General features: G+C 46.7%; 19 protein-coding genes. 12 read left to right on the top strand and 7 right to left on the bottom strand.

What is annotated here, in order from left to right; translation table 11 throughout:
- Positions 1 to 278 precede the first annotated feature (278 nt).
- From QUA27_RS08095 to QUA27_RS27320, 3 genes are all read left to right on the top strand, one after another.
- On the top strand, positions 279 to 1,544 hold the full coding sequence (locus QUA27_RS08095) for a M16 family metallopeptidase (protein WP_333067370.1): 1,266 nt from the start codon (positions 279 to 281) through the stop codon (positions 1,542 to 1,544).
- A 280-nt stretch (positions 1,545 to 1,824) separates the two neighbouring features.
- Positions 1,825 to 3,093, top strand: a complete 1,269-nt coding sequence (locus QUA27_RS08090; protein ID WP_333067369.1) for a M16 family metallopeptidase — start codon at positions 1,825 to 1,827, stop codon at positions 3,091 to 3,093.
- Between the two features lie 109 nt (positions 3,094 to 3,202).
- A complete protein-coding gene (locus tag QUA27_RS27320; protein WP_445251478.1) occupies positions 3,203 to 3,331 on the top strand; it encodes a hypothetical protein in 129 nt (42 codons plus the stop codon).
- A 96-nt stretch (positions 3,332 to 3,427) separates the two neighbouring features.
- Here QUA27_RS27320 and QUA27_RS08080 read toward each other — a convergent pair whose 3' ends face one another.
- Positions 3,428 to 3,805, bottom strand: a complete 378-nt coding sequence (locus tag QUA27_RS08080; RefSeq protein ID WP_333067367.1) for a DUF6632 domain-containing protein — start codon at positions 3,803 to 3,805, stop codon at positions 3,428 to 3,430.
- Positions 3,806 to 4,111: 306 nt separating this feature from the next.
- Here QUA27_RS08080 and QUA27_RS08075 point away from each other — a divergent pair, with 306 nt between their 5' ends.
- Positions 4,112 to 5,932 carry an efflux RND transporter periplasmic adaptor subunit gene (locus tag QUA27_RS08075; RefSeq protein WP_333067366.1) on the top strand — a complete coding sequence of 607 codons (1,821 nt, stop codon included), beginning with the start codon at positions 4,112 to 4,114 and terminating at the stop codon, positions 5,930 to 5,932.
- Positions 5,933 to 6,136: 204 nt separating this feature from the next.
- Entirely contained in the window at positions 6,137 to 7,402 is a 1,266-nt protein-coding gene (locus QUA27_RS08070) for an ABC transporter permease (RefSeq protein WP_333067365.1), read from the top strand.
- A 103-nt stretch (positions 7,403 to 7,505) separates the two neighbouring features.
- Here QUA27_RS08070 and hisB read toward each other — a convergent pair whose 3' ends face one another.
- Positions 7,506 to 8,144, bottom strand: coding sequence for an imidazoleglycerol-phosphate dehydratase HisB (hisB, locus tag QUA27_RS08065; protein WP_333067416.1), 639 nt, complete (start codon positions 8,142 to 8,144; stop codon positions 7,506 to 7,508).
- 207 nt (positions 8,145 to 8,351) lie between these two features.
- Positions 8,352 to 9,128, bottom strand: a complete 777-nt coding sequence (gene fabI / locus QUA27_RS08060; RefSeq protein ID WP_333067364.1) for an enoyl-ACP reductase FabI — start codon at positions 9,126 to 9,128, stop codon at positions 8,352 to 8,354.
- Between the two features lie 340 nt (positions 9,129 to 9,468).
- Here fabI and ntcA point away from each other — a divergent pair, with 340 nt between their 5' ends.
- The 4 genes from ntcA to QUA27_RS08040 all read left to right on the top strand — a co-directional run bounded on the left by ntcA (position 9,469) and on the right by QUA27_RS08040 (position 14,223).
- On the top strand, positions 9,469 to 10,134 hold the full coding sequence (ntcA, locus tag QUA27_RS08055; protein ID WP_006634020.1) for a global nitrogen regulator NtcA: 666 nt from the start codon (positions 9,469 to 9,471) through the stop codon (positions 10,132 to 10,134).
- Between the two features lie 77 nt (positions 10,135 to 10,211).
- Positions 10,212 to 11,891 carry a DUF3084 domain-containing protein gene (locus QUA27_RS08050; protein WP_333067362.1) on the top strand — a complete coding sequence of 560 codons (1,680 nt, stop codon included), beginning with the start codon at positions 10,212 to 10,214 and terminating at the stop codon, positions 11,889 to 11,891.
- Positions 11,892 to 12,173: 282 nt separating this feature from the next.
- Positions 12,174 to 13,274 (top strand): formylglycine-generating enzyme family protein, encoded by a 1,101-nt coding sequence (locus QUA27_RS08045; protein WP_333067361.1) that lies wholly within the window; start codon positions 12,174 to 12,176, stop codon positions 13,272 to 13,274.
- A 553-nt stretch (positions 13,275 to 13,827) separates the two neighbouring features.
- Entirely contained in the window at positions 13,828 to 14,223 is a 396-nt protein-coding gene (locus QUA27_RS08040; protein ID WP_333067360.1) for a pre-16S rRNA-processing nuclease YqgF, read from the top strand.
- 133 nt (positions 14,224 to 14,356) lie between these two features.
- On the opposite strand, the gene QUA27_RS08035 is transcribed toward QUA27_RS08040, so the two are convergent.
- Both QUA27_RS08035 and QUA27_RS08030 read right to left on the bottom strand, forming a co-directional pair.
- Complete coding sequence (locus QUA27_RS08035) at positions 14,357 to 14,851, bottom strand: hypothetical protein (RefSeq protein WP_333067359.1); 495 nt, start codon at positions 14,849 to 14,851, stop codon at positions 14,357 to 14,359.
- A gap of 457 nt (positions 14,852 to 15,308) precedes the next feature.
- Complete coding sequence (locus tag QUA27_RS08030; RefSeq protein WP_333067358.1) at positions 15,309 to 16,889, bottom strand: photosystem II high light acclimation radical SAM protein; 1,581 nt, start codon at positions 16,887 to 16,889, stop codon at positions 15,309 to 15,311.
- A 375-nt stretch (positions 16,890 to 17,264) separates the two neighbouring features.
- On the opposite strand from QUA27_RS08030, the gene QUA27_RS08025 reads away from it, so the two are divergent.
- Entirely contained in the window at positions 17,265 to 17,654 is a 390-nt protein-coding gene (locus QUA27_RS08025) for a DUF1830 domain-containing protein (protein WP_333067357.1), read from the top strand.
- A gap of 216 nt (positions 17,655 to 17,870) precedes the next feature.
- Here QUA27_RS08025 and QUA27_RS08020 read toward each other — a convergent pair whose 3' ends face one another.
- Positions 17,871 to 19,358 carry a leucine-rich repeat domain-containing protein gene (locus tag QUA27_RS08020; RefSeq protein ID WP_333067356.1) on the bottom strand — a complete coding sequence of 496 codons (1,488 nt, stop codon included), beginning with the start codon at positions 19,356 to 19,358 and terminating at the stop codon, positions 17,871 to 17,873.
- Between the two features lie 263 nt (positions 19,359 to 19,621).
- On the opposite strand from QUA27_RS08020, the gene QUA27_RS08015 reads away from it, so the two are divergent.
- Complete coding sequence (locus QUA27_RS08015) at positions 19,622 to 20,206, top strand: hypothetical protein (protein ID WP_333067355.1); 585 nt, start codon at positions 19,622 to 19,624, stop codon at positions 20,204 to 20,206.
- 362 nt (positions 20,207 to 20,568) lie between these two features.
- On the opposite strand, the gene QUA27_RS08010 is transcribed toward QUA27_RS08015, so the two are convergent.
- Entirely contained in the window at positions 20,569 to 21,078 is a 510-nt protein-coding gene (locus QUA27_RS08010; RefSeq protein ID WP_333067354.1) for a calcium-binding protein, read from the bottom strand.
- A 746-nt stretch (positions 21,079 to 21,824) separates the two neighbouring features.
- Here QUA27_RS08010 and QUA27_RS08005 point away from each other — a divergent pair.
- Positions 21,825 to 22,709, top strand: coding sequence for an AfsR/SARP family transcriptional regulator (locus QUA27_RS08005; RefSeq protein WP_333067353.1), 885 nt, complete (start codon positions 21,825 to 21,827; stop codon positions 22,707 to 22,709).
- Positions 22,710 to 22,723: the final 14 nt, after the last annotated feature.

Below are 22,723 nucleotides of genomic sequence, written 5' to 3'. Positions count from 1 at the left end.
ATCCTCTTTCTCCCGACTGATTCATTAATATCCCGCGCAACCTATTGACTTTTAAACCAAGAAATGATACTTAATTAATGCTAAGGTCGTTTTTGAAAAAAGCAGAAATTACCCTTAATAACAACTGCCAACTGACAACTACCAAGCGCCAACTGCCAACAGTCAACTGACAACTGCCAACTGAAGACTGACTTTTGTATCAATTAATCCCGATCGCATAGCTGTAAAGCGCTACCATAGTTGCAGCCGAAGTTAACTAAAGTTTAAGAATAACTAGCTTGTCTCAACTGCTCACTGCTTTAGAATTCCCAGCCAATGTCTGGAAGCTGAATAATGGGTTAACGGTCATTCACCAGCGGATTTCGGCCACACCGGTGGTCGCGCTAGACGTGTGGGTGAGGGCTGGCGCTACGCTGGAGCCGGATTCTTGGTCGGGAATGGCTCATTTTCTAGAACACATGATATTTAAAGGGACGGATTCGATCGCGCCGGGAGAATTTGACCAAGTAATAGAAAATCGCGGCGGTGTCGCCAACGCAGCTACAAGTCACGACTACGCGCATTTTTTTGTTAACGCTGCAGCCGATTATTTAGCAGAAACAGCCCAGCCGCTGGCAGAATTGCTGTTGCGGGCTTCGATTCCGGATCGGGAATTCGATCGCGAGCGAGATGTGGTACTCGAAGAAATCCGTCAAGCTCAAGACAATCCCGATTGGCTGGGTTTCCAAGCCATGATGGAAACAGTTTACCAGCGGCATCCCTACAGGCGATCGGTACTCGGCACGGAAGAGCTGCTGATGTCGCGAACTCCCCACGAAATGCGGTGTTTCCACCGATCGCACTATCAGCCGGAAAATATGACTGTGGTGGTAGTCGGGGGAATTGATGAAGAACAGGCTAGGGATATCACGGCGAAAGCATTCGAGCAGTTTTCAGACAGGTGGGATTGTCCCAAATTAACCGCAGAGGCGGAACCGCCACTGATAGAAATTCGCCGTCAGGAACTCTGTCTCCCCCGATTGGAACAAGCGCGGCTGATGATGGCCTGGACAGGGCCGGGAGTGGAACATTTGCAAAGTGCTTGCGGCTTGGATTTGCTGTCGGTGTTGCTTGCAGACGGGCGGACTTCGCGTTTAGTCAGGGAACTGCGGGAAGAATTACAATTGGTAGAGGCGATCGACAGCACTTTCTCACTGCAACGGGAATCGAGCTTATTTACTATCAGTGCCGTCTTGGACGCGAAGGATGTCGAACAGGTGGAATCTCGGATTTGCGATCGGCTTTGGGAATTGCAGTCTGAGCCGGTTTCCGAGGTAGAATTGCTCCGCTGTCAGCGTTTGCTGTGCAACGATTTTGCTTTCTCGCTCGAAACGCCGGGACAGCTAGCCGGTCTTTACGGATATTACAATACGATCGCCACTGCGGAATTAGCGCTTAGCTATCCCACCAGGATTAAAGCATTTGGGCCATTAGACCTCCAGCGCCTAGCTCAACAATATCTCTCTCCGCGACGCTATACGGCAGTGGTGCTAAAACCAATCTAATCGTTAAGCTGGTGAATATAAATATCTTTTGTACCGGATAGATGTTCGGCATTTGTCCGGGCTTCTTTGTGCTTGGGGCGCACCCTAGGGGATAGATGTTGTTACATTTAGATGTTGTGGGTCAGGCCCTGCCCGGTATGACATCATACAAGATGCACGTGGAAAATAGAAAAATGGCAATCAAGTAATTACCGATTACCAATTACCCACTACCAATTACCCATTTTCAATTACCAATACTTCACCTACGCGAGCGTACAAGTTCCTAACTAAATTAACCATGAAAAATGAAATCCAGCGCACGGTTTTAGACAACGGTATTGTTGTCTTAGCAGCAGAAAATCCAGCAGCAGATATTATTGCAGCTAGGATATTCCTGCGGGCCGGCAGTCGCTACGTGCAGCCGGAACAAGCAGGAGTGTGTCACTTGCTGTCGGCGGTAATGACTAAGGGAACCGATCGGCTGTCTTCGCTGGAAATTGCCGAGCGTGTAGAATCGGTGGGAGCGAGGTTGAGTGCCGACTCTACTACAGACTATTTTTTAGTGAGTTTGAAGACGGTTTCTGCGGATTTTGAGGAGATTTTGGAGTTGGCGGCGCAATTGACGCGATCGCCCAATTTCCCGGAAGCTGAAGTCGAACTCGAACGGCGCATTGCCATATCGGCAATTCGATCGCAACAAGAACAGCCATTTGCGATCGCCTTCGAGCAATTGCGGCACTCGATGTACCAGGAACACCCCTATGCTTTCTCTCCCTTGGGCACGGAAGCTACTATGTCAAAGCTCACCAGAAACGAGCTCGAAGAGTTCCACAAAACCTATTTCCGTCCCGATAATGTAGTTATTTCTGTCGCCGGCAGAATATCCACTGAAGATGCGGTCGCGCTGATCGATCGAACTTTTGGAGACTGGAAAGCGCCTTTAACACCCTTACCAACTTTAAACGTCCCCCCCCTGTACCCATCCCCTCAATCGGTCGTTACGGCGCAAGATACCCAGCAATCAGTGATTATGCTGGGCTACCTCGCACCCTCTGTCAAAAATCCCGACTACGCAGCGATTAAGTTGCTGAATACTTATTTGGGTAACGGTTTGTCGAGCCGATTGTTTGTGGAATTGCGGGAAAAGCGAGGCTTGGCTTACGACGTTTCTGCAGTCTACGCGACGCGCTTGGACACGGCTCAGTTTGTCGTGTACATGGGTACGGCGCCGGAAAATACGGCGACTGCTTTTGAAGGATTGCGCGCAGAAGTCGACCGACTCGCCAACACCGAACTAAGCGAGGAAGAATTGCAAGCTTGCAAGAATAAAATGCTCGGTCAATATGCTTTAGGAAAACAAACTAATTCGCAAATTGCCCAAGTTTTAGGCTGGTACGAAATTTTGGGATTGGGAATTAAATTTGACCAGCAGTTTCAAGAAGAAATTGCACAGGTGACAGCTTCACAAGCGCGGGATGCTGCTAAGAAATATTTTGTAGAACCGTATATTTCTTTGGTGGGCCCGGAGGTGGCGATTACAGAGTTGGGTGTAGTGGCTGTTTGTTAAGTAGGAAATTGGCGATCGAACTTTTCAAAAGTTCGATCTGTTCGATCTGATTATACGCGATCGCCCGGACACGATATAAGCTCCAGCAGAATATGTCAATATTCCACCGATGGTTGAATATTCACTAACATCATTAGGTGAAATTTTCCTTGAGCCGATCGCAACGCTTTACGAATGGGGTGAGATACATCTTGCTGACTTAGCAGCGATTCGTACTCATCGAGAAAATGCACAATGAGCGATCGAACGGCTCAATCAGCGGCCGTAGATGTCTTTAACTCAGCACCCCGGTTTTCTTCTGTCTGCTGGATTTGATTTGTTCTGCCGCGCCCGTTCATTCACTTGGCACCACTTCGCGTGACGCTAGGAAACCAAGGACAATTGCCACCAAAATCAATGCTGGAACATCGCCGAGGAGGTGTCCGCGTTCTGCAGAATCAATCACTGCCTGTACCGCCATGATCAGCCCGTGGACAACACTCGACCAGACGGTGAACCAGATTAAGCTGAGATGTGTTTCTGGTTTTCGAGAAGCCCACAGCAAAAAGACACCAAGCGTCGCATAAATGCCGACGATCATCTGTTCGTATTCGTATTGGGCTGGTTGCCATGACCAGCCAGATGACCAAACCTTCATCAGTGGATAGACAAGCAGAAAGGCAATTCCGACAACAACAAGGGCGATTCGCAAGTATCGATGATGCTGATCCATTGCTCTAACCTCCTATTATTTTCCAGTATAGTCTCTACCAACTAGATTCGTATTTGCGCAGTAAATATCTTGAACTCGATCAAAATCATAGCTCCCACGATTGTGGTGCAGTCCTAAACGCTTCTGAATCAACCAGAAAAAAGGTGCTTATAAAGATCGGCTTCCCGCCACACCCCCATAGAGGACTTGTCGCATAACGGTTGATTTGAGCGGCAAACGATCGATCCTAACTAAAAATATCATAATTGAACGTTTTCTGTTCCCGATCGGTCTAAATTGAACAGACGCCCGATATGTCTAATTTATATGTACTTAGTAAAGCACTTTCAGATTAAAAAAGAGCTGACTCCGTGGGTTAGCGGACTCCTCGCCGCTTCCCTGCTTGCAGGAGTCGGCTACACAGCTTACAGCCAACTCACAGTCAAATCCAGCCGCGAAACCAGGCGCAAGGCAAAAACCGTTGCTGTCGAAAGGGTCAACCTGCCGATTACTATTTCGGCAAACGGCACAATTGTGCCCGAACGTTCCGTTAACGTCAGCCCCAAAACTTCAGGGATGCTCAAAAGTTTGCTTGTCAAGGAAGGAGATAAAGTTGAACAAGGGCAGATTCTCGCCTACATGGACGACTCCAACCTCCAAGGGCAACTTACCCAAACTCGCGGACAACTCGCAGCCGCCGAAGCAAACCTGGAAAAATTGGTCAACGGCACTCGAACCCAGGACATTGCTGTGGCTAAGGCAGTGTTAGCAGAACAACAAGCAAGTCTGGAAAAATTGCTCAACGGCAATCGAAGTCAGGATATTGCCGTAGCTGAGGCACAACTAGCTGAACAACAGGCAAATTTACAAAAATTGCTCAACGGCAATCGAAGCCAGGATATTGCCGTAGCTGAGGCACAATTAGCTGAACAACAGGCAAATTTACAAAAATTGCTCAAGGGCAATCGCCCTGAAGACATCGCCCAAGCGAGCGCCAAACTCAGAGATGCCGAATACGCTAAAAACCAAGCGGAGGAAGACTTTCAGAGAAATCAGGAACTCTATAATGCCGGAGCCATTGCTTTGCAAGTTGTCAACAACTCCCGCACCGCGCGCGATCGAGCTCAAACGCAAGTCAGACAAGCCGAACAAGCTGTAGCTTTGCTGCAAGCGGGTACTCGCCCTGAAGAAATCGCTTCGGCGCGGGCTGCTGTGGAGCAAAAACGGCAAGCTTTGACCCTGGCGCGATCGGGCGCACGCCCGGAAGACATCGCTGCAGGGCGGGCCGCAGTGGAGCAAAAACGGCAAGCTTTGGCCCTGGCGCGATCGGGCGCACGCGCGGAAGAAATCGCTGCGGCGCAGGCCGCCGTCGAGCAAAAACAGCAAGCTTTGGCGCTGCTAGAAGCCGGTTCTCGCCCCGAAGACATCGCCCAAGCCCGCGCCCAAGTTCTCGCCGCTAGAGGCAGCCTGCAAAGCGTTCAAGCGCTGATCGGCGACACTGTGCTGCGGGCTCCTTTCACCGGCACTGTCACCCGCAAGTACGCCGATCCGGGCGCTTTTGTGACTCCCACGACGGCAGGTAGTGCGGTTTCTTCGGCTACTTCTTCTTCGATTTTGTCCTTAGCTTCAAAAAATCAATTAGTAGCAAACGTAGCAGAAACTAATATTTCTCAGATTAAGATCGGCCAGGCTGCGTCTATTCAAGCCGATGCTTTTGCGGAAAAGACTTTTGCAGGTAAAATCACTCAAATTTCGCCTCAGTCGATCGTCCTGCAAAATGTGACAAGTTTTGAGGTAAAAGCGGCAATTATTAATGACGATAAAGAAATGCTGCGATCGGGAATGAATGTGAATGTTGAGTTTAAGGCCGGTGAACTTAAAAATGTTTTGGTAGTCCCGACTGCGGCAATTGTCCGCCAACAAAGGGAAACGGGGGTTTTTGTTCCCGGTGGAGAAGATGGCAAACCTGCTTTTATGCCGATTAAGACTGGTATGACGGTGGATGACAAGACGGAAGTGCGATCGGGTTTGAAAGGAAATGAAAAAGTGCTGCTTACTTTCCCCCCCGGATCGCGGCCTAGATCCCAAAATCCATCTTCGGGCGGGATTCCGGGTTTGCAACCGGGTGGCGGAACGCGCTTGCGTTAGTAGTTAGCAGTCAGTAGTCATTAGTCATTAGTTAGTGGTTGACAATTACCGATTACCAATTGCCAATTACTAATTTCTAATTATTACTTACTAATTATCACTTACCAACACCACTACACGGATAGCTGTTTTTTTCCTCTTACTTCTTCTTTCTTTCGTGTTGCTTATTCCTTCTTCCTTCAATCTCCCACTTACCCATTACCAATGAAATTACAGACTCGCCCCCGTACCAACAAAATCTCTAACGTTCAAATCGCTTTCATGGCGACAGAGGCGCTGTGGAATAACAAATTGCGTACCAGTTTAACTATGCTGGGCGTAATTATTGGGATATCTTCGGTAATTGCCATTACTTCCGTGGGACAGGGAGTACAAAAATCAACTGAAGAACAGTTAAAGGCTTTGGGTACAAATGTGCTGTTGGTGTTATCCGGCGCAGCGCGATCCGGCGGTGTCAGTCAGGGAAGCGGTTCTGCTACTACCCTTACTTGGGATGACGCAAAGGCGATCGGCAAACAAGCTCCTGCTGTCAAAGCAATTTCTGCTTATTTGCAGCGTCAAGTGCAAGTCGTTTACGGCGGACAAAATTCATTTACTGCTATTTTGGGAACGGATTTAAACTATCCCGATGTCAAGAACATTCACCCCGAACAAGGACGGTTTTTTAACGAGGATGAATTGAATGCTGCTGAGCCAGTAGTTGTCCTCGGTTCTAAAGTGCGGGACGAACTTTTTGGAGCCGGAGCTAATGCGCTCTCCTCCGACATTCGCATTCAGGGAAACCGCTACAAGGTCATTGGAGTGATGGAAAGTAAGGGGTCTGTAGGGGGAACCGATCAGGACGATCGAGTGTATATTCCCCTCAAAAATATGTCTTCGCGAATTGTGGGGAGAAATTCTTTAGCGGGGATTGCGATCTCTGGTTTTTGGTTGCAAACTTCCGGGGAAGCGGATTTAGCGGATGCTCAATTTCAAGTAGAAAATATCATGCGCTTGCGCCACAATATTTATCCGCCACAACCGGATGATTTTCGAGTTGTAAATCAAGCTGAGATAGTTAATACTTTCAGCAATGTGATAGGTTTATTTACGGTTATGGTGGGAGCGATCGCCGGAATTTCTTTGGTGGTTGGCGGCATCGGTATTGCTAATATTATGTTGGTGTCTGTTGTGGAACGCACTAAGGAAATCGGGATTCGCAAAGCCGTAGGCGCTACTAATGCAGCAATTCTGATTCAATTTATGGCGGAATCTATTTTAGTTTCCACGGTGGGGGGAACGGCGGGAATTGGCTTGGGAGTTGCGATCGCCTTTGGAGCTTCGACAGCGTTCAAATTTCCGTTTGTGGTTTCTGTATGGTCGATCGCAGCCGGTTTTGGGCTGTCTTTTACCGTCGGGTTGTTAGCTGGAGTATTGCCGGCTCGGAATGCCGCTCGCTTAGATCCGATCGCCGCCTTGCGGAATGATTGAACTTAGTGACGTTCGCCCCAGTTAATTGGAGATGTCTTATATAGCAGATATATTTTGATTTACAGCTTTGCAGTAGCCCAGAAGCGCTACTGCAAACCCCAAACTACAAAACCCCTTTAGAACTCGGAATCCGACTGGCGCGCCGCGGATCGATTTCTACCGCCATCCGCAGAGCTCGCGCAAATGCCTTAAATGCCGCTTCTACAATGTGATGAGAATTTCCGCCCTGCAACTGTCGAATGTGCAGTGTCATTTGAGTGTGGTTCACCACCGCCGAAAAAAACTCTCTCACTAATTCAGTATCGTAAGTGCCGATCCGCTGGTTGGGAATTTCCAAGCTGTAACTTAAGTGAGGCCGTCCCGAAAAATCTAGCACTACTTCAATTAAAGCTTCGTCCAAAGGTGCGATGAAATGTCCAAAGCGAGAAATACCCGATCGATCGCCGACAGCTTTTGCTAGGGCTTGGCCCAAGGTAATTCCCACATCTTCGTTCGTGTGGTGGTCGTCAATCTCCAAATCACCGATCGCCTGCACGTCCAAATCGATCAATCCGTGAGAAGCAATCTGGTGCAACATATGGTCTAAAAACGGAATCCCCGTAGACGCCTTGCAAGTTCCCACACCGTCGAGATTGAGGCTGGCCGTGACATCCGTTTCTAGTGTCGTGCGTTTCACCAAGGCGGCCCTGGCTGGTTGAACTGAAGTTGCAGGAGGCACAGAAGGGCGATCGATTATCTCCATAATTCGCAATGGGTCATTCATTAGTTATTGATAATTAGTAATTGAAGATTACAGCTTGATCGGCGCTAATTCTCAAGTGTTTAGTTAAGAGAATTATGCAAAACTCAAAACTCTCGAAAGGGGCGGCTTTTGCATAAAACTTACTTGTTATAGTTAAAGTTTATTGTCTCAACCCGCCCCTACATAACTCAAAATTCTCGACAACTGTTACATTCCCATGATTTCGTAACCGGCATCGACATACAAAACTTGACCCGTAATTCCGCTAGCGAGATTGCTGCACAGAAAAGCCGCAGCATTTCCCACTTCCTGCTGAGTCACCGTCCGCCGCAGCGGCGCCACTTCCTCAACGTGGTGGATCATGTCCAGAATACCGCCAACTGCTGACGAAGCCAGAGTCCGAATCGGGCCAGAAGAAATCGCATTTACCCGAATATTTAACGGGCCCAGTTCTGCTGCCAGATAGCGAACATTCATTTCCAAAGCTGCTTTAGCAATTCCCATCACATTATAATTAGGAACTACCCGGACACCGCCCAAATAAGTCAGCGTCACAATACTGCCACCCTCGGCCATCAGCGGTTTAGCTGCTGCACAAAGCCGTACCAGCGAGTAAGCGCTAATATCCAAAGCATTGGAGAAACCTTGGCGCGAAGTGTTGGTGAAATCTCCCGACAACTCGTCCTTGCCGGCAAAAGCCAGACAGTGGATCAGGACATCTAACTTGCCCCATTTTTCGGCGATGGTTTGAAAAGTAGACTCAATTTCGCTCTCGTCTTGGACATTGCAGGGCAAATACAGACTGGGATTGAGCGGTTCCACCAGTTCAGCGACTTTGCGCTCGTGCTTGCCTTTCTCGTCCTTCAAATAAGTTATGCCGAGGTTGGCCCCAGCTTTGTGGAGCTGCTGAGCGATGCCCCAGGCGATCGAGCGATTGTTGGCAATGCCCGTAACAAGAGCATTTTTTCCGGTCAAATCTATCATCTGTATTTCTTCTAGAAGCAACTAGCACCGTTCTCATTGGCTCTGTGCGACAACCCCGCCAGTTTAGACACAACTGATTCAGCTTTAACTGATTGAGACACAATTGAGACACAATTGAGACACAATTGAGACACAATTATATTAATTTTGCTGTGGAGCTACATGGGGGCGGAATTGAAAAAGTTAAGAGAAGGGCTAGATTTAATCATACAGTGCGTGTTTACCTTAACATTAGATGGAAGTAACCGAATCCTTGGATATTGGAGGTTGGGCAGTATATTTACTCAATAAGGTTAATCGGCAAGTTATAAAGTATTGATTAGTACAGAAGGATCTAGTCGTGACGCATGATAGACCGCTAGCAGCCGTGTTCCGCCAAATCAGCGGCGGGGCGTTTCCACCCATTGTGGAAACCTTTGAACGGGGCAAGACAATTTTTTTCCCTGGAGACCCGGCTGAGCGCGTCTACGTTCTCATTAGAGGTGCTGTGAAGCTCTCCAGGGTGTACGAAGCAGGGGAAGAAATTACAGTCGCCCTCCTGCGCGAAAATAGCGTATTTGGGGTGCTGTCTCTGATTACGGGACACCGATCGGACAGGTTTTACCACGCGGTAGCCTTTACGCCGGTAGAGTTGATCTCGTTGCCGATCGAACAAGTCGAGAAAGCGCTCAAGGAAGACCCGGAACTGTCGATGGTGATGCTGCGGGGACTGTCGTCTCGGATTTTGCAAACCGAGATGATGATTGAAACGCTGGCCCACCGAGATATGGGTTCGAGACTCGTCAGCTTTTTGCTGATTCTGTGCCGGGATTTTGGCGTGCCCGGTACAGAGGGGATTACGATTGATTTGAAGCTGTCCCACCAGGCTATCGCCGAAGCGATCGGCTCGACACGGGTAACTGTAACTCGTTTGCTCGGGGATCTCAGACAAGAAACCATGATCTCGATCCACAAGAAAAAGATCACAGTCCACAACCCGGTGGCTTTAAGCCAGCAATTCACTTGATGCCGAGAAAGTATAGGATTTTGGATTTTGGATTTTAGATTCAATCCAAAATCCAAAATCCAAAATCTAAAATCGGAATGACTGCTGGATACATCCTGGTATTTGTAATTTTAGTGTTGGGGGGTGTGATCGCCACTGTCAGCGATCGCCTTGGGACGAAAGTCGGCAAGGCAAGGTTGAGTTTGTTCAAACTTCGCCCCCGCGATACTGCTGTTGTTGTGACAGTGATGGCCGGCAGCATCCTGTCAGCAATTACTCTGGGCATTTTGTTTGCTACTAGCAAGCCGCTGCGAACCGGAGTTTTTAAAATAGACGAGATTCAAAAAAGGCTCAACAACGCCCGCAGAGAAATCAACCAGGCCACTCAAGAAAAAAATCGAGTTGAAAGTGAATTAGCTCAAGCCAGAGCCGCTCAAGCACAAGCTAGAGCCAATTTAGAGCAAATTAATCAATCGCTCCAAGCAGCTAATGCCGAGCAAGCTCGGACGCAAACAAAATTAAACTCGCTGCGGGCCCAGCTCAACAGCGTGCAAGCAGCCAAGTCTAAAACTGAACAGCAGTTAAGTCAGGTAGAAGCGGCTAAATCCGAGACAGAAGAACAGCTCAGCAGTGTGGAAGCAGCTAAATCCCGCACCGAAGAACAATTGAAACTGGTTGAAACGGCCCGATCGACTACACAAGCTCAGCTCGATCGCACCGAGAACCAATTGAAAACAGTTTCTGCTCAAAAAACGACTTTAGGAGCGGAAATCGCCCAACTGCAAGAGGAACGCCAACAGTTAATCGAGCAGGTAAAAACTCAAATTGCCAAGCGAGACGCAGAAATTGCCAAGCGAGACGCAGAAATTGCCCAGCGGGACAAGGAAATTGTCGATCGCAACGAACTAATTGCCCAGCGGGACAAGGAAATTGCCCAGCGGGCGCAAAATTTGGCAGAGCGCGATCGAACTATTGTCGAGCGCGACAAAGTAATTGCCGAGAGAGAAGCACTCTTAGAAACCTTGGCACAGCAACAAGCTCAACTCGAACAGCAACAAACTTTATTGCAGCAGCAAGTGCAAGTTTTGGAACGCGATTTTCAGGCAATCCGCGAGGGTACAGTTGCCATCAGGCGCGGTCAAATTTTAGCTGCTGGCGTCGTTCGCATCCTCGAACCCGGTATGGCGAGCCGCGCGATCGATCGGCTCTTGCAAGAAGCAAATAAAACCACCGTCGGACTTATGCAGCCGGAAAATAGAAAGGTTAGGGAGCAGGTTATTCAAATTACTAAAGCAGAAATCGATCAACTCATTAGTCAAATTAAAGACGGTCAAGACTACGTGGTGCGAATTGTTGCCGGCGCTAATTACCTGCGGGAAGAAAAGCTAATTAAGGTATTTGCAGAAGCAGAAATCAATCGAGTTGTGTTCCGCGCTGGAGATGTGATTGCAGGGGTTGCTGTCGATCCCGTGACTTTGACCGACGAACAGGTGCGGCAGCAGTTGCTGCAATTGATAGAAGCTTGTCAATTTCGCGCTCGCCTGATCGGTGTTGTCGGCGGTAGAGTCCAAGTTGCCGACAGTCAGATTGAAACTTTGGCTGGTTTTATCGAGCGATTGCAGCAGTACGAGAAACCGCTGGACGTTCAGGCGATCGCGGCAGATGTCACTTACATCGCCGGCCCGCTTAAAATAGATTTAGTTGCTCTTGAAAACGGAGCCGTTGTGTTCCGCACCGGAGAACAACCACCGGGCGGAGGAGATTTGAAAATTAAATAATAAGTGCGATCGATATATCGAATTCGAGCAAAAATTGTGCGCGATCGAAGCACAATTTTGCTTGACTTTTTCGCGCCCTTAACATATCATTAAATCCTGGGAATCCGTGCGCCCATATATAGCAACCGCCACATCAAGCGCGGACATAAATAACTTCCTAAATAGAGCCAATACCAGTCAAGCATAAATGGTTCGATTCCGGTACTATGCAATCATCAACTGCCAACTGCCAACTGCCAACTGCCAACTGTCAACTGTTAAAATGCAGGAGCGTGCGGTGTAATGTCAGACAATCAAAATGAACCCAGAGAATACGATGCCGTCCTGGGAGGACAAAATTCAATTCCTGTCAATGCTGCGGTACTCGGAGGCATACCCGGTGTTAAAAGCCGCTTGGCCTCACCCATTGTCGAAGCGAGAATCGCCGCTCTTTCCGAAGCACTCAAATATGGAGAAGTAGGTTTAGATTTGATAATTAAAGCTTTGCACGATGAATCGATGCAGGTGAAATTTGCTGCTTGTTCGCTGCTGAAAGATAGAAATGAGGAAAAGATTCAACGACAGTTACAAAACTATTTCCCTATATTTGAATTTGAGGTCATTACAGTCGATGCGTATGGAAAAGAAAACAGTCGGAGAAAGTCATGGGCTCATTACTTCAGAGAAGACTTAGGTAATGGAATTGTACTCGAAATGGTTTACATTCCCGGCGGCACATTTATGATGGGATCGCCAGAAACAGAGGCAGGTAGGTACGATAACGAAAGTCCGCAGCATCAAGTAACTGTACCGACTTTTTATGCAGGAAAATATCCCATCACTCAAGAACAATGGCAAGCTGTAATGGGAAATAACCCATCGTATTTTAAGGGTGCGAAACGGCCTGTAGAACGAGTAAATTGGGATGATGCGGTATATTTCTGTCACAAGTTGTCTGAGAAAACTGGAAAAATCTATCGTTTGCCGAGTGAGGCAGAGTGGGAATATGCTTGTCGGGCAGGTACGACAACAGCTTTTTACTTTGGGGAAACTATTACTCCCGATTTAGTTAAATATAAAGGACTTAACCGCAGCGAAACTACTGTGGTGGGAAGTTTTCCCCCAAATGCGTTTGGTTTGTACGATATGCACGGGAATGTTTGGGAATGGTGTCAAGATCGCTACTGTGATAACTACAATGGCGCACCCTCTGACGGCAGCGTTTGCGAAACAAGCGGATATATTCCTTTCCGAGTGCATCGTGGAGGTTCGTGCGGCAACCCTGCGGTCTTTTGCCGTGCTGCCAACCGCTACTTCATTTGTCCGGGCCCCTTGGCCAAGTCCAAGGGTTTTCGCGTTGCTGCTTTGCTGCTGTTTCCTGCTTCCCCGCCTTCCCTACGATGACTCTTCTTTGCCCTTTTTCCTATTTCCCTTTTTCCCTTTGCACTATTTCCTCTTTTCCTTCTGGCGTGCGTCAGCGCGCTTTAAATTTTTTGGGGGGGAACTCATCGAGAGCACGCGATTCCAGATATTAGGGTGCGCCGCCACCTGCAATTTGCCGATCGAATCGAAAACCCGGTTTCTGATTTGTGCGCGGGGGTGAAAGAAACCGGGTTTTTTCGATAAATTAAAACGGGGAAGCCAAGATTGTGGCAAAAACCCGGTTTCTGATTTGTGCGCGGGGTGAAAGAAACCGGGTTTTTTCGATAAATTAAAACGGGGAAGTAAAGATTGTGGCAAAAACCCGGTTCCCGATCTTAGGCATTATATGGTCGCACGGATTCCCATGATGATATAATATGTCAATCCCACAAAAAAGTCAAGTAAAATAAGTACGATCGCCCGCAAAGATTTTGAGACATTCAGAAATGCAAGTATCAGATTAGATATAGGTTGGCGATTGAGTTGGCCGGCGCTCAAGCGCAACTACAAACTTATTAACAAAGGACTCATAAATATGATTTTAGGTTTCGATCCAGGTAAAGACAAATGCGGCATAGCTGTAATGGGTAGAGATAAGAAGGTCTGCTACCATCAAGTTGTGCTGTCGGAAGCAGCGATATCTACTATTCAATTTTTGTGCGAACAGTTTCCCATTGAGTTATTGGTACTCGGAGATCAAACGACTTCTAAGAGTTGGAAACAAAAACTGACGCAGAGTTTGTCGCCGGAGATCGAAATTGTTCGGGTTGACGAGAGGTTTAGCAGTTTGGAAGCCAAGGAACGCTACTGGGAAATGTACCCTCCGACGGGACTTTCTCGCTTAATTCCCCAAGGGATGCGGACTCCGCCGCGGCCGGTGGACGATATTGTGGCGATCGTCCTAATTCAGAGGTATTTAAACAAAAGTTAGTCAATTTTATAAGCGTTACCACTGATTATTTTTGATTATTAAGGAATCAATATGTTTGGGCAGCTAGGGAATTTTTAACTTAAATAAAATCCGCCCTAAATTTAGTGAATTTATCATTAACTAACAGTTAGTGTTACTTGATGACAGCTTCAGTCAAGATTACCTTACCATTCTGCCGGACTTGCAGGCGTTGCGGGTTGATCGAATAGATAATGTTGCCGTTAGTCGCTTCATAAGTTCCGTCGTCACCTGTAGTTACTTGCATTACATTGATTTGGGTGCCATTTATTTTGCTGAGGCCGCGGTAAAAAATATCGCCTTCCTGGGTTTTGCAAATGTATATAGAAAAGTTGGGCGTTGCGAAAAATTGCACCATTTCGGCTCTCGGACATCCCTCAACTTGAGCAATTTGCAGCGGTTGATTGTTGCCCAAAGTGTTGGGTGCGATCGCCCGAACTTGGCCAATGGGTTGATTTAGTGGAGTGGCTTCTGCTGAGGCTGTCAAAAAGCCGTGAAGCGAAGCTATCCCTTTCCCCGTAGGGGTTCCCGATGGGTAGGGAATCGCACTCATGCCTGCCATAACAATAACTACTCCTTTAATGCCCTTAACTCTATATTTATCAAACATCTTGTAACTCCTGGTTTTAACTATATAATTACATCTTAAGCGATCTTTGCTGGATATTAATAATATTTAATATCAGAGGTAAAAGGTGCAGGAACACGGTACACTTTCGGTTTAAGTAAGGTGCGAGCTGTGCACCCTACACCAGTAAAAATACATAAGTATGTCAATGCGATCGAAGGAAAGCAATCTCTTGCATTTATGACATTTTTAAGATTTTATGACTTGTTCGCGCCGATCTGAGAAACCGGGTTTCTTCATATATTTTTCGTTACTAAACCTTTGATTTTCCTAGAAACCGGGTTTCTCGCCTCCCAGGCGATCGCGAACTAACTCAGTTACACAGTAATTGTTTATTGGCGCTTAGCTATTTAGTCAATAAAAAGGGAAACAGAAGATACATTATTCCTCCCATTTCCCATTTCTTAAATAACCGTCGTCCTGACTACCAACCTGGTAATTAATTAACTGCTGCCAACTGTTTGTCTTTGATTTCCACAGGCGCGGTTAATGCCTCTTCCAAATCCGCACAGCCGAGTTTTTCCTCCAAAATAGCCATCACTTCGCGCCCGAAATCATTGGAATTTCGCTGCCAAGCTTCTAAACAAATTTGCCCGAAAAACGAACCCAAAGGCTCGGGATTCCACAGCAGCTTGCGCGCTGTCCAAGGCATCAAACTCATGGGATCGTAACCAGGTTGCAGAATCTCCTTTTTAAATGCGTATTCTTCCAAAATTGTGTGCGGCTGCAATCCGATAAAGAAAATCGCGGGTTCTACTTTATCTGCTCCAAAAATCCGCTCTAATTCTCGGTGATAAGCAATAGTTTGCCGGATAGTTTCAAAGGTTTCGTCAATGACGTTAAACGAGTAATTAACTGAAACCACATCGTTGTAACCTGCTGCTTTTAAATCGCGGCAATTCTCTAAAACTACTCGCAAGTTGTAGCCCATCCGCATTTTCCGAACCAGTTCCTGGGAACCGCTGGTGATGCCGATTTCAAAGTAATTCATCCCCGTTTTTACCATCAAATCGCACAACTCGGGTGTGAGATTGTCCGCACGGATGTAAGCAGCCCAGTGTATGTCAGTCATGCCGGCGGCGATGATTTTTTGCAATAATTCAACTGCATCATCGATGAATTTGCGTGCCGGGATAAATTGAGCGTCGGTAAACCAGAAATTGCGGATACCTCGATCGTACAATTGCCGCATCTCCGCTACCACCTCATCCGCCGGATTGATCCGCACTTGTTTTCCTTCAATCACCGTATAAATGCAGTAACAGCAATTATGAGGACAGCCGCGTTTGGTTTGGACTCCGACGTAGAAGTCCATATCTTGTAGATAATAGGAAAATTCCGGCCAAATGGTTTCGATGTAGTTATAATCGCAAGCAGTTTTCTCGATGTTGGCTGGCTTTTCGTGAATTAGCTTCGCGCGCGGGACGGTTTCTCCCACCACATAACATCTTTCCTCGGCCAAATCTTCGCCCTTAATCAACTTCTCCAGCAATGCTTCGCCTTCCCCCACCGAAACCACTGTTCCGGCCGGCAAACTGCGTCCCAACTGCTCGTAAAACACGCTCACAGCACCACCGCCGACCACTGCACGAGCTTCGGGGCGGTATTTCCGGGCCCGCTTCAATCCGCGCTTAATCAGTCCCAAATTGCGCCAGAGTTCGGTATAGTAAGACGCGGCTAAACGCAGTCCTCCGAGTGCTCCCCGGAACTTGATCAGCGGATTTTTGGCGTAGTAAAACTCGAAGGCATTTTGCAGCGGATTGCCGCCCCTGCCGCCCACGGGCGCATAAATTTGAATGTCCCGCCAAGAGAAAACCAGCAGAGTCGGCTTAAACTCGTCTATGCTGGCATCTAAAGCTTTAGCGAAATCTAGGGGGGGTACGGCACCTAAATCAAAAATGCGCTGTTCGACATCGGGAAACAGCTTGTGTACGTGATCCGAAAGATACACAACTCCGATCGGGAAAATAGGATTGCAAGGGAGGCGAACGTACAGGACTCGGTTTTCTCGGTTTTCCATGATTGCCATATCCTAAAGTGGAACTTTTTCAGCTATGTTAATATTCTTTTAATATAACTTTACAATATGTCTAATTTTCGCAATTTGATATTAAATATTCTTAAATTTTTCTATTGGGCTCAAGGCCGAGCTTGTTGGTGTCGATCGGCAACAGCAGTAGGAAAAAGCTACTTTTTAAGTAAATACAGCGTATTTTGACCGAAAATCTCAGCAGACAGCCAAAAATCACGTATTTATCCGGCTAAATACAAATTTTCGCGCGATCGGTCTCTAATGTGTTAGGGAGTTGGTAGTCGGCTTTACAGTAGGCTGGGATCGCCTAGTGTTAGCCTGAGAAGATAACTAAAACTTTTAGGCAAGGCTCCCTCAGCAGTTATGGCTCAAATTCTTGACCCCGTACCATCAGACACCGACAGCAAGATTCTGTGCTGCTACGTCAACGCCACCAGTCAGATTCAGATTGCTCGAATCGCCAACATTCCTAACTGGTACTTTGAACGAGTGGTGTTTCCCGGACAGCGCTTAGTGTTTGAAGCGATGCCGGCTGCAGCATTGGAAATTCACACCGGGATGATGGCTAGTGCAATTTTGTCGGATAAAATTCCTTGCGATCGCTTGCAGATTAACGAAGGCCCCTACTCAAACGTCAATCCTAGCAGATCGCCAGAGGCAGTTCAGGGCGATCGAACAGCAATGGCCGGCCGCCCCAAATCCCGAGAAATCTCAGAACCTTTGACTGTACCGGCACTAACCGCCGTCGATTAATCGGAGTTGTGAGTTTTGAGTTATAAATTGTCAGTGAATTGATAACTCCGCGCTCAAAATTCCAACTTCAGCAAAGCGGTTAAAACTCAACACTTAAAAATCAAAGTTTCTGAATAGAATTTTAGATCGAAACTCAAAATTGCAAAAATTATCTAGCGATTTTGAGTTTATTGAAGTACATAAAAATTAAAAGTTGCATTGCTCATGCACTATTGTTTAATCATCAAACTGACAAATAGACTCGGGCTTGAGGGGGCAATCTTTTTTTGCTATCGGATTGTCGCCGAGCCAGAGATTAGTTAGGTTAGTGAGAGATGTCAGGGGTGTAATGTCTGATATTTTATTGCCGTAAAGATTGAGTTGAGTTAGTTGAGTGAGAGATGTCAGGGGTGTAGAGTCTGATATTTGATTTCTGGCGAGATTGAGATTAGTTAGCTTAGTGAGAGATTTTAGGGGTGTAATGTCTGATATTTTATTGGCAACGAGGTCGAGCCTAGTTAGGTTGGTCAGAGAAGTCAGGGGCGTAATGTCTGATATTTTATTGGATTCCAGGTTGAGTTCAGTTAAGTTGGCAAGATATGTCAGGGGTGTAATATCTGATATTTGATTCCCCCAAAGATTGAGATCGGTTAGGTTAGTGAGAGATGTCAGGTGTGTAATGTCTGATATTTTATTGAAGCCGAGATAGAGCTTAGTTAGTTTAGTGATGGATGTCAGGGGTGTAATGTCTGATATTGGATTTTCGTTAAGATTGAGCTTAGTTAAGTGAGCAAGAGATGTCAGAGGTGTAATGTCTGATATTTGATTTCCGTAAAGATTGAGATCGGTTAGGTTAGTGAGAGATGTCAGGGGTGTAATGTCTGATATTTGATTTCCGTAAAGATTGAGATCGGTTAGGTTAGAGAGAGATGTCAGGGGTGTAATGTCTGATATTTGATTGTTAACGAAATTGAGATCGGTTAGGTTAGTGAGAGATGTCAGAGGTGTAATGTCTGATATTGGATCGTTGCTGAAGTCAAGTTTGGTTAACTGAGTCAGAGATGTCAGGGGTGTTATGTCTGATATGGGATTAAAGCTAAGATGGAGCTTAGTTAGTTTAGTTAGAGATATCAGTGGTGTAATGTCTGATATTTCATTGGCGCTGAGGAGGATATCGGTTAGATTAGTTAGAGATATCAGTGGTGTAATGTCTGATATTTCATTGAAGTGGAGGTTGAGCTTAGTTAGGTTAGTCAAAGATTTCACCGGTGCAATGTCTGATATTTGATTACCACTGAGGTCGAGTTCAGTTAGGTTCGTGAGAGATGTCAGGGGTGTAACGTCTAATATTTCATTGGCGACGAGGAGTAGTTTAGTTAGGTTAGTGAGAGATGTCAGGGGTGTAATGTCTGATATTTTATTGAAGCCGAGATTGAGTTCACCTAGACTTGAAAGCTTCTGGTTAGCTAGTTCGCACTCCTGGGTTTCAGCTTGCTTCAACAACGCATCAATAGTGCGTCTAGCCTCTGCATTTAAATGAGCTTTATTGGCACACCATTCAGTAAAAATTTGGTAGTTTGCTGTCGGTGTTGGCTGTCCGACAGCCTCGGACAATCTGTATCCGCCAACAATTAGAATTAAAGACAGACTGAAGATAATACACTGCCAACCATACCGCTTGGCAATTCTGGACCAATGTCTTTTACCTAAAAGCTTTTCTAACATTTGGCAGCTTTCCTAATTTTTATCAAAATTCTGTGAGTGAATCCAAGATAACATGACTTACGCAAGTTGCCATACATCAAGGGTTGCGCTGCAACGCAAAGAACTCGCAATCATATAAGTACGTTTTTTGCGTAAGTCCTAGGGGCATCTCGTACCGATGCAACAGGATAGATATTAGTCTGTTTTGGATATTTCTAGGAGTTTGGTTCACCCCCCAGAAATCTGTGCAAAAATATCATTAAACAGCTTCTCAAATTTCAGCCATGTCAGCACAACCGATCGCCTCTTCCCCATCTTCTGCCCCAGTATTTGAGCCGGCGATATTCCGGCTTTCTCCCCTGATTAGAATCACGCTGTTGAGCTTGTACACAGCCCTGACAATTCCCTTGCCCTTTTTGTCGGAAGTAACTAAAGCACCCGTTCCCCCCACCACACTCTGGGCGGGAATTGTTGTCGGCGCTGTGGGCCTGTACGGCGTGCTCAGTGAAAGGGTAATTTTGAGCGAGGAAGGGATTGAAGTCACATATCCCAAGTGGTTTCCGGGTTTTTTTCGCAAGGGTTGGTCGCTACCTTGGACTGAGGTAAAAGCTCTCAAACCTCGATCGACTGGTCAAGGAGGTTTAGTTTACTATTTTTTGAGTCATTCGGGAGAAGGTTATTTGCTGCCAATGCGAGTGGCTGGGTTTGGTAAATTAGTCGGTTTGGTCGAAGCAAAAACAGGTATTGATACTAGAGATGTTCGCTCTTTTTCGCAGCCTTGGATGTATCTTATTTTGCTCTTCTGTACGCTGCTGCTGCTGTTGGTGGATGCTTGGACAATTACAACTGCTATTAGCCTGAAAAGTTAATAATTTCAAGTAATAATTGGTAATTGGTAATCGGTCAGGAATGATGCAACCATCCTAGAAATAGGGGCAACCACGGGGGATTGCCCCTACAAAACGCGTTTATGTGGGTGCGTTAATGGCGTAACGCATACACGACTCAAAAGAGTACGGATGCTTTATTTCAATCGGAATCATAAACGCTAATAAAAGAGGAATTAGGCACATTGATCGTGTCTTGAACAACAGCAATCCGGTTTCCGTTTAATAGAATCTCCGTGTCAAAGGCGCTGCCCCCCATATGTCAAAAAAAAAAGCCCGCCTGTGCGAGCTTTGCTTGTCTAGTTAAAGACTTTGATATTTAAGCAAGAATGACTTAATTCCGTTCAAACAAATGTGACATCAACGCCCAAGGAGAAATTTTTGGGGTTTTCGAGGACGGCAATCAGGTTGTTGTCGCTGGCCGAGCGAATCGTCATATCAACGGCATTCACTGTTTGCAGTTTGTAATCAGATGCTTTACCCTTCAGAACGATTTTGTCGCCATCGAAATGATTGAAATCTCGAATCGTCGCGAAACTATCGAAGCCACGGTAGAAGACACCAGAACTGTCGCCCAATATAAACCGATCTGCTCCGCCGTCCCGACCCACAAGACGGTCTTTTTCTCCATTGATTACTTCTCCAGTCGTCCCTTGCAAAAAGTCATTACCCGGACCTCCATCGAGTATATCGTTGCCACGACCGCCCAACAGAGTATCATTGCCAAGACCGCCCGACAGGTTATCATCACCATTCAGTCCAGAGAGGGTATCATTCCCTCCTTTAGCGAAAATGGATTCTGGTCCAGACGTTCCCAGCAGAAAATCGTTTCCTTCAGTACCAGTAATAGACATAATATTGCTCCTGTTTCTTGTTAATCCAGTCATGTGTAGACCCTAACAAGGCATCGTCTAACCATCGTCCACAGCAGCGTGAATTTATCGTGAATTGGTAAAAACTTCTGGCTTTACTGTTTTGGCTCTAATTGCCAAACTCAGCAATTTTATAAATATCATCTTTTTCCTCAGTACCGCTTATAAAAACCTACTCAAATCTACTCATCAGTAAATTAGAACTAGATCGAAGTCCACGGTGTAACTTTTGGTCGATAACCCCCGTGGGCTCTTCTGTTTCATTCTCGGAAAAACCGCAATTTTGACTCTTGTAGTGCCAAGAGTGCCTACCCCCCCACAGACAATTTAATCGGCGTTTCACCAGCCCCGGGACCGGCACGGGGGCGCGGCCCCTACACAGAATGAAACAGAAGAGCCCCTGTTGGTACTTTCTCAGATCCTGAATGAATACATACGACTTTTTCAGGCTTTTTCTGGCTGGCATTGTCAGTGCATTGGTTTAACTTGGGTTTATGAGGTCAAACAAACCCCCTGATACTAATACTATTTTCCAAAACTCATGCAACGCCGTAAAAATAGTAGGTTGATTGCCTTAAAGAAAGCCCAGGATGCAGATTGTAGCAAGAGTTTTTAGAATTGGTATTTCAAGCAAAGAGAACTGACTCAAATGCACAATTTAAGTTCTGGGAATTGACCCAAATCACAAACTACTCACTCAATTAAGTTTTTGTAGGAGGCACAATATTATGACTTGTTTAGCGTTAGCATTGCTCGGACCGATGCAGGTAATGGTGAATGGGCAGCCAATCCTGAATTTCCCCTATGAAAAAGTGCGGGCGCTGTTTGCCTATTTAGCGATCGAATCAAACTATCCCCATCACCGCGATCGTCTGGCTGCGCTGTTGTGGTCAGATCAGTGCGAGTCAAACGCTCGCAGCAATCTTCGCAAAGCCTTATGCACGCTCCGTCATCTGCTAGGAGATTCGACGGTTGACTCACCGCTATTTCTCACCACGCGCAACACGATTCAGTTTAATCCTACGATCGAGCATACGTTTGATGTCGCTATATTGACTCAATTGCTCGATCGCCACAGTCAACATTCCCATTCGGATGCTGAACTTGACCCAGAATGCGTGTCTGATTTAGAACAAGCAGTTGCTTTGTATCGGGGAGCGTTTCTAGATCGGATTCAACTCCCAGATAGCGAAGCCTTTGAAGCGTGGGTGATGCTGAATCGCCAACGCTTCCATGAATTTGTTGTCAACGCTTGTGCAGCACTTGTCACACACTACGAACACCACCATAACTATCAAAAAGCACAACATTACGTGCAACGGCAGTTGCAACTCGAACCCTGGAATGAATCAGCCCATCAATCTTTGATGCGGATTTTGGCACAGTGCGGGCGGCGCACGGCTGCTTTGAAGCAATACGATCGCTGCTGTCAGGCTTTAGAACAAGAATTAGCCACCGAACCAGAACCGGCAACGATCGCGTTATGGGAGGCGATTCGATCGGGCACATGGACTGACCGGGCGATTGGAGAGTCCGATCGGGTGAAACTACCATCGATCTCTGCGGTTTCTAAGCGATCGATGCCAAAATCCTTAGCAGCAGTGGGACATTAATTAGGCGCACATGA

This window comes from Microcoleus harperi Pol14_C6, from assembly GCF_036701295.1.
Lineage (GTDB): Bacteria > Cyanobacteriota > Cyanobacteriia > Cyanobacteriales > Microcoleaceae > Microcoleus.
The sequence above is the reverse complement of the archived record's forward strand: the minus strand, read 5'-3'. Positions and strand labels throughout refer to the sequence as shown.

Bases quoted from the DNA above. Each gene is read 5' to 3' on its own strand.
- QUA27_RS08090 (WP_333067369.1), top strand. From the start codon at position 1,825: ATGAAAAATGAAATCCAGCGCACGGTTTTAGACAACGGTATTGTTGTC.
- QUA27_RS27320 (WP_445251478.1), top strand. From the start codon at position 3,203: ATGGTTGAATATTCACTAACATCATTAGGTGAAATTTTCCTTGAGCCG.
- QUA27_RS08080 (WP_333067367.1), bottom strand. From the start codon at position 3,805: ATGGATCAGCATCATCGATACTTGCGAATCGCCCTTGTTGTTGTCGGA.
- QUA27_RS08075 (WP_333067366.1), top strand. From the start codon at position 4,112: ATGTACTTAGTAAAGCACTTTCAGATTAAAAAAGAGCTGACTCCGTGG.
- QUA27_RS08070 (WP_333067365.1), top strand. From the start codon at position 6,137: ATGAAATTACAGACTCGCCCCCGTACCAACAAAATCTCTAACGTTCAA.
- hisB (WP_333067416.1), bottom strand. From the start codon at position 8,144: ATGGAGATAATCGATCGCCCTTCTGTGCCTCCTGCAACTTCAGTTCAA.
- fabI (WP_333067364.1), bottom strand. From the start codon at position 9,128: ATGATAGATTTGACCGGAAAAAATGCTCTTGTTACGGGCATTGCCAAC.
- QUA27_RS08050 (WP_333067362.1), top strand. From the start codon at position 10,212: ATGACTGCTGGATACATCCTGGTATTTGTAATTTTAGTGTTGGGGGGT.
- QUA27_RS08045 (WP_333067361.1), top strand. From the start codon at position 12,174: ATGTCAGACAATCAAAATGAACCCAGAGAATACGATGCCGTCCTGGGA.
- QUA27_RS08040 (WP_333067360.1), top strand. From the start codon at position 13,828: ATGATTTTAGGTTTCGATCCAGGTAAAGACAAATGCGGCATAGCTGTA.
- QUA27_RS08035 (WP_333067359.1), bottom strand. From the start codon at position 14,851: ATGTTTGATAAATATAGAGTTAAGGGCATTAAAGGAGTAGTTATTGTT.
- QUA27_RS08030 (WP_333067358.1), bottom strand. From the start codon at position 16,889: ATGGAAAACCGAGAAAACCGAGTCCTGTACGTTCGCCTCCCTTGCAAT.
- QUA27_RS08025 (WP_333067357.1), top strand. From the start codon at position 17,265: ATGGCTCAAATTCTTGACCCCGTACCATCAGACACCGACAGCAAGATT.
- QUA27_RS08020 (WP_333067356.1), bottom strand. From the start codon at position 19,358: ATGTTAGAAAAGCTTTTAGGTAAAAGACATTGGTCCAGAATTGCCAAG.
- QUA27_RS08015 (WP_333067355.1), top strand. From the start codon at position 19,622: ATGTCAGCACAACCGATCGCCTCTTCCCCATCTTCTGCCCCAGTATTT.
- QUA27_RS08010 (WP_333067354.1), bottom strand. From the start codon at position 21,078: ATGTCTATTACTGGTACTGAAGGAAACGATTTTCTGCTGGGAACGTCT.
- QUA27_RS08005 (WP_333067353.1), top strand. From the start codon at position 21,825: ATGACTTGTTTAGCGTTAGCATTGCTCGGACCGATGCAGGTAATGGTG.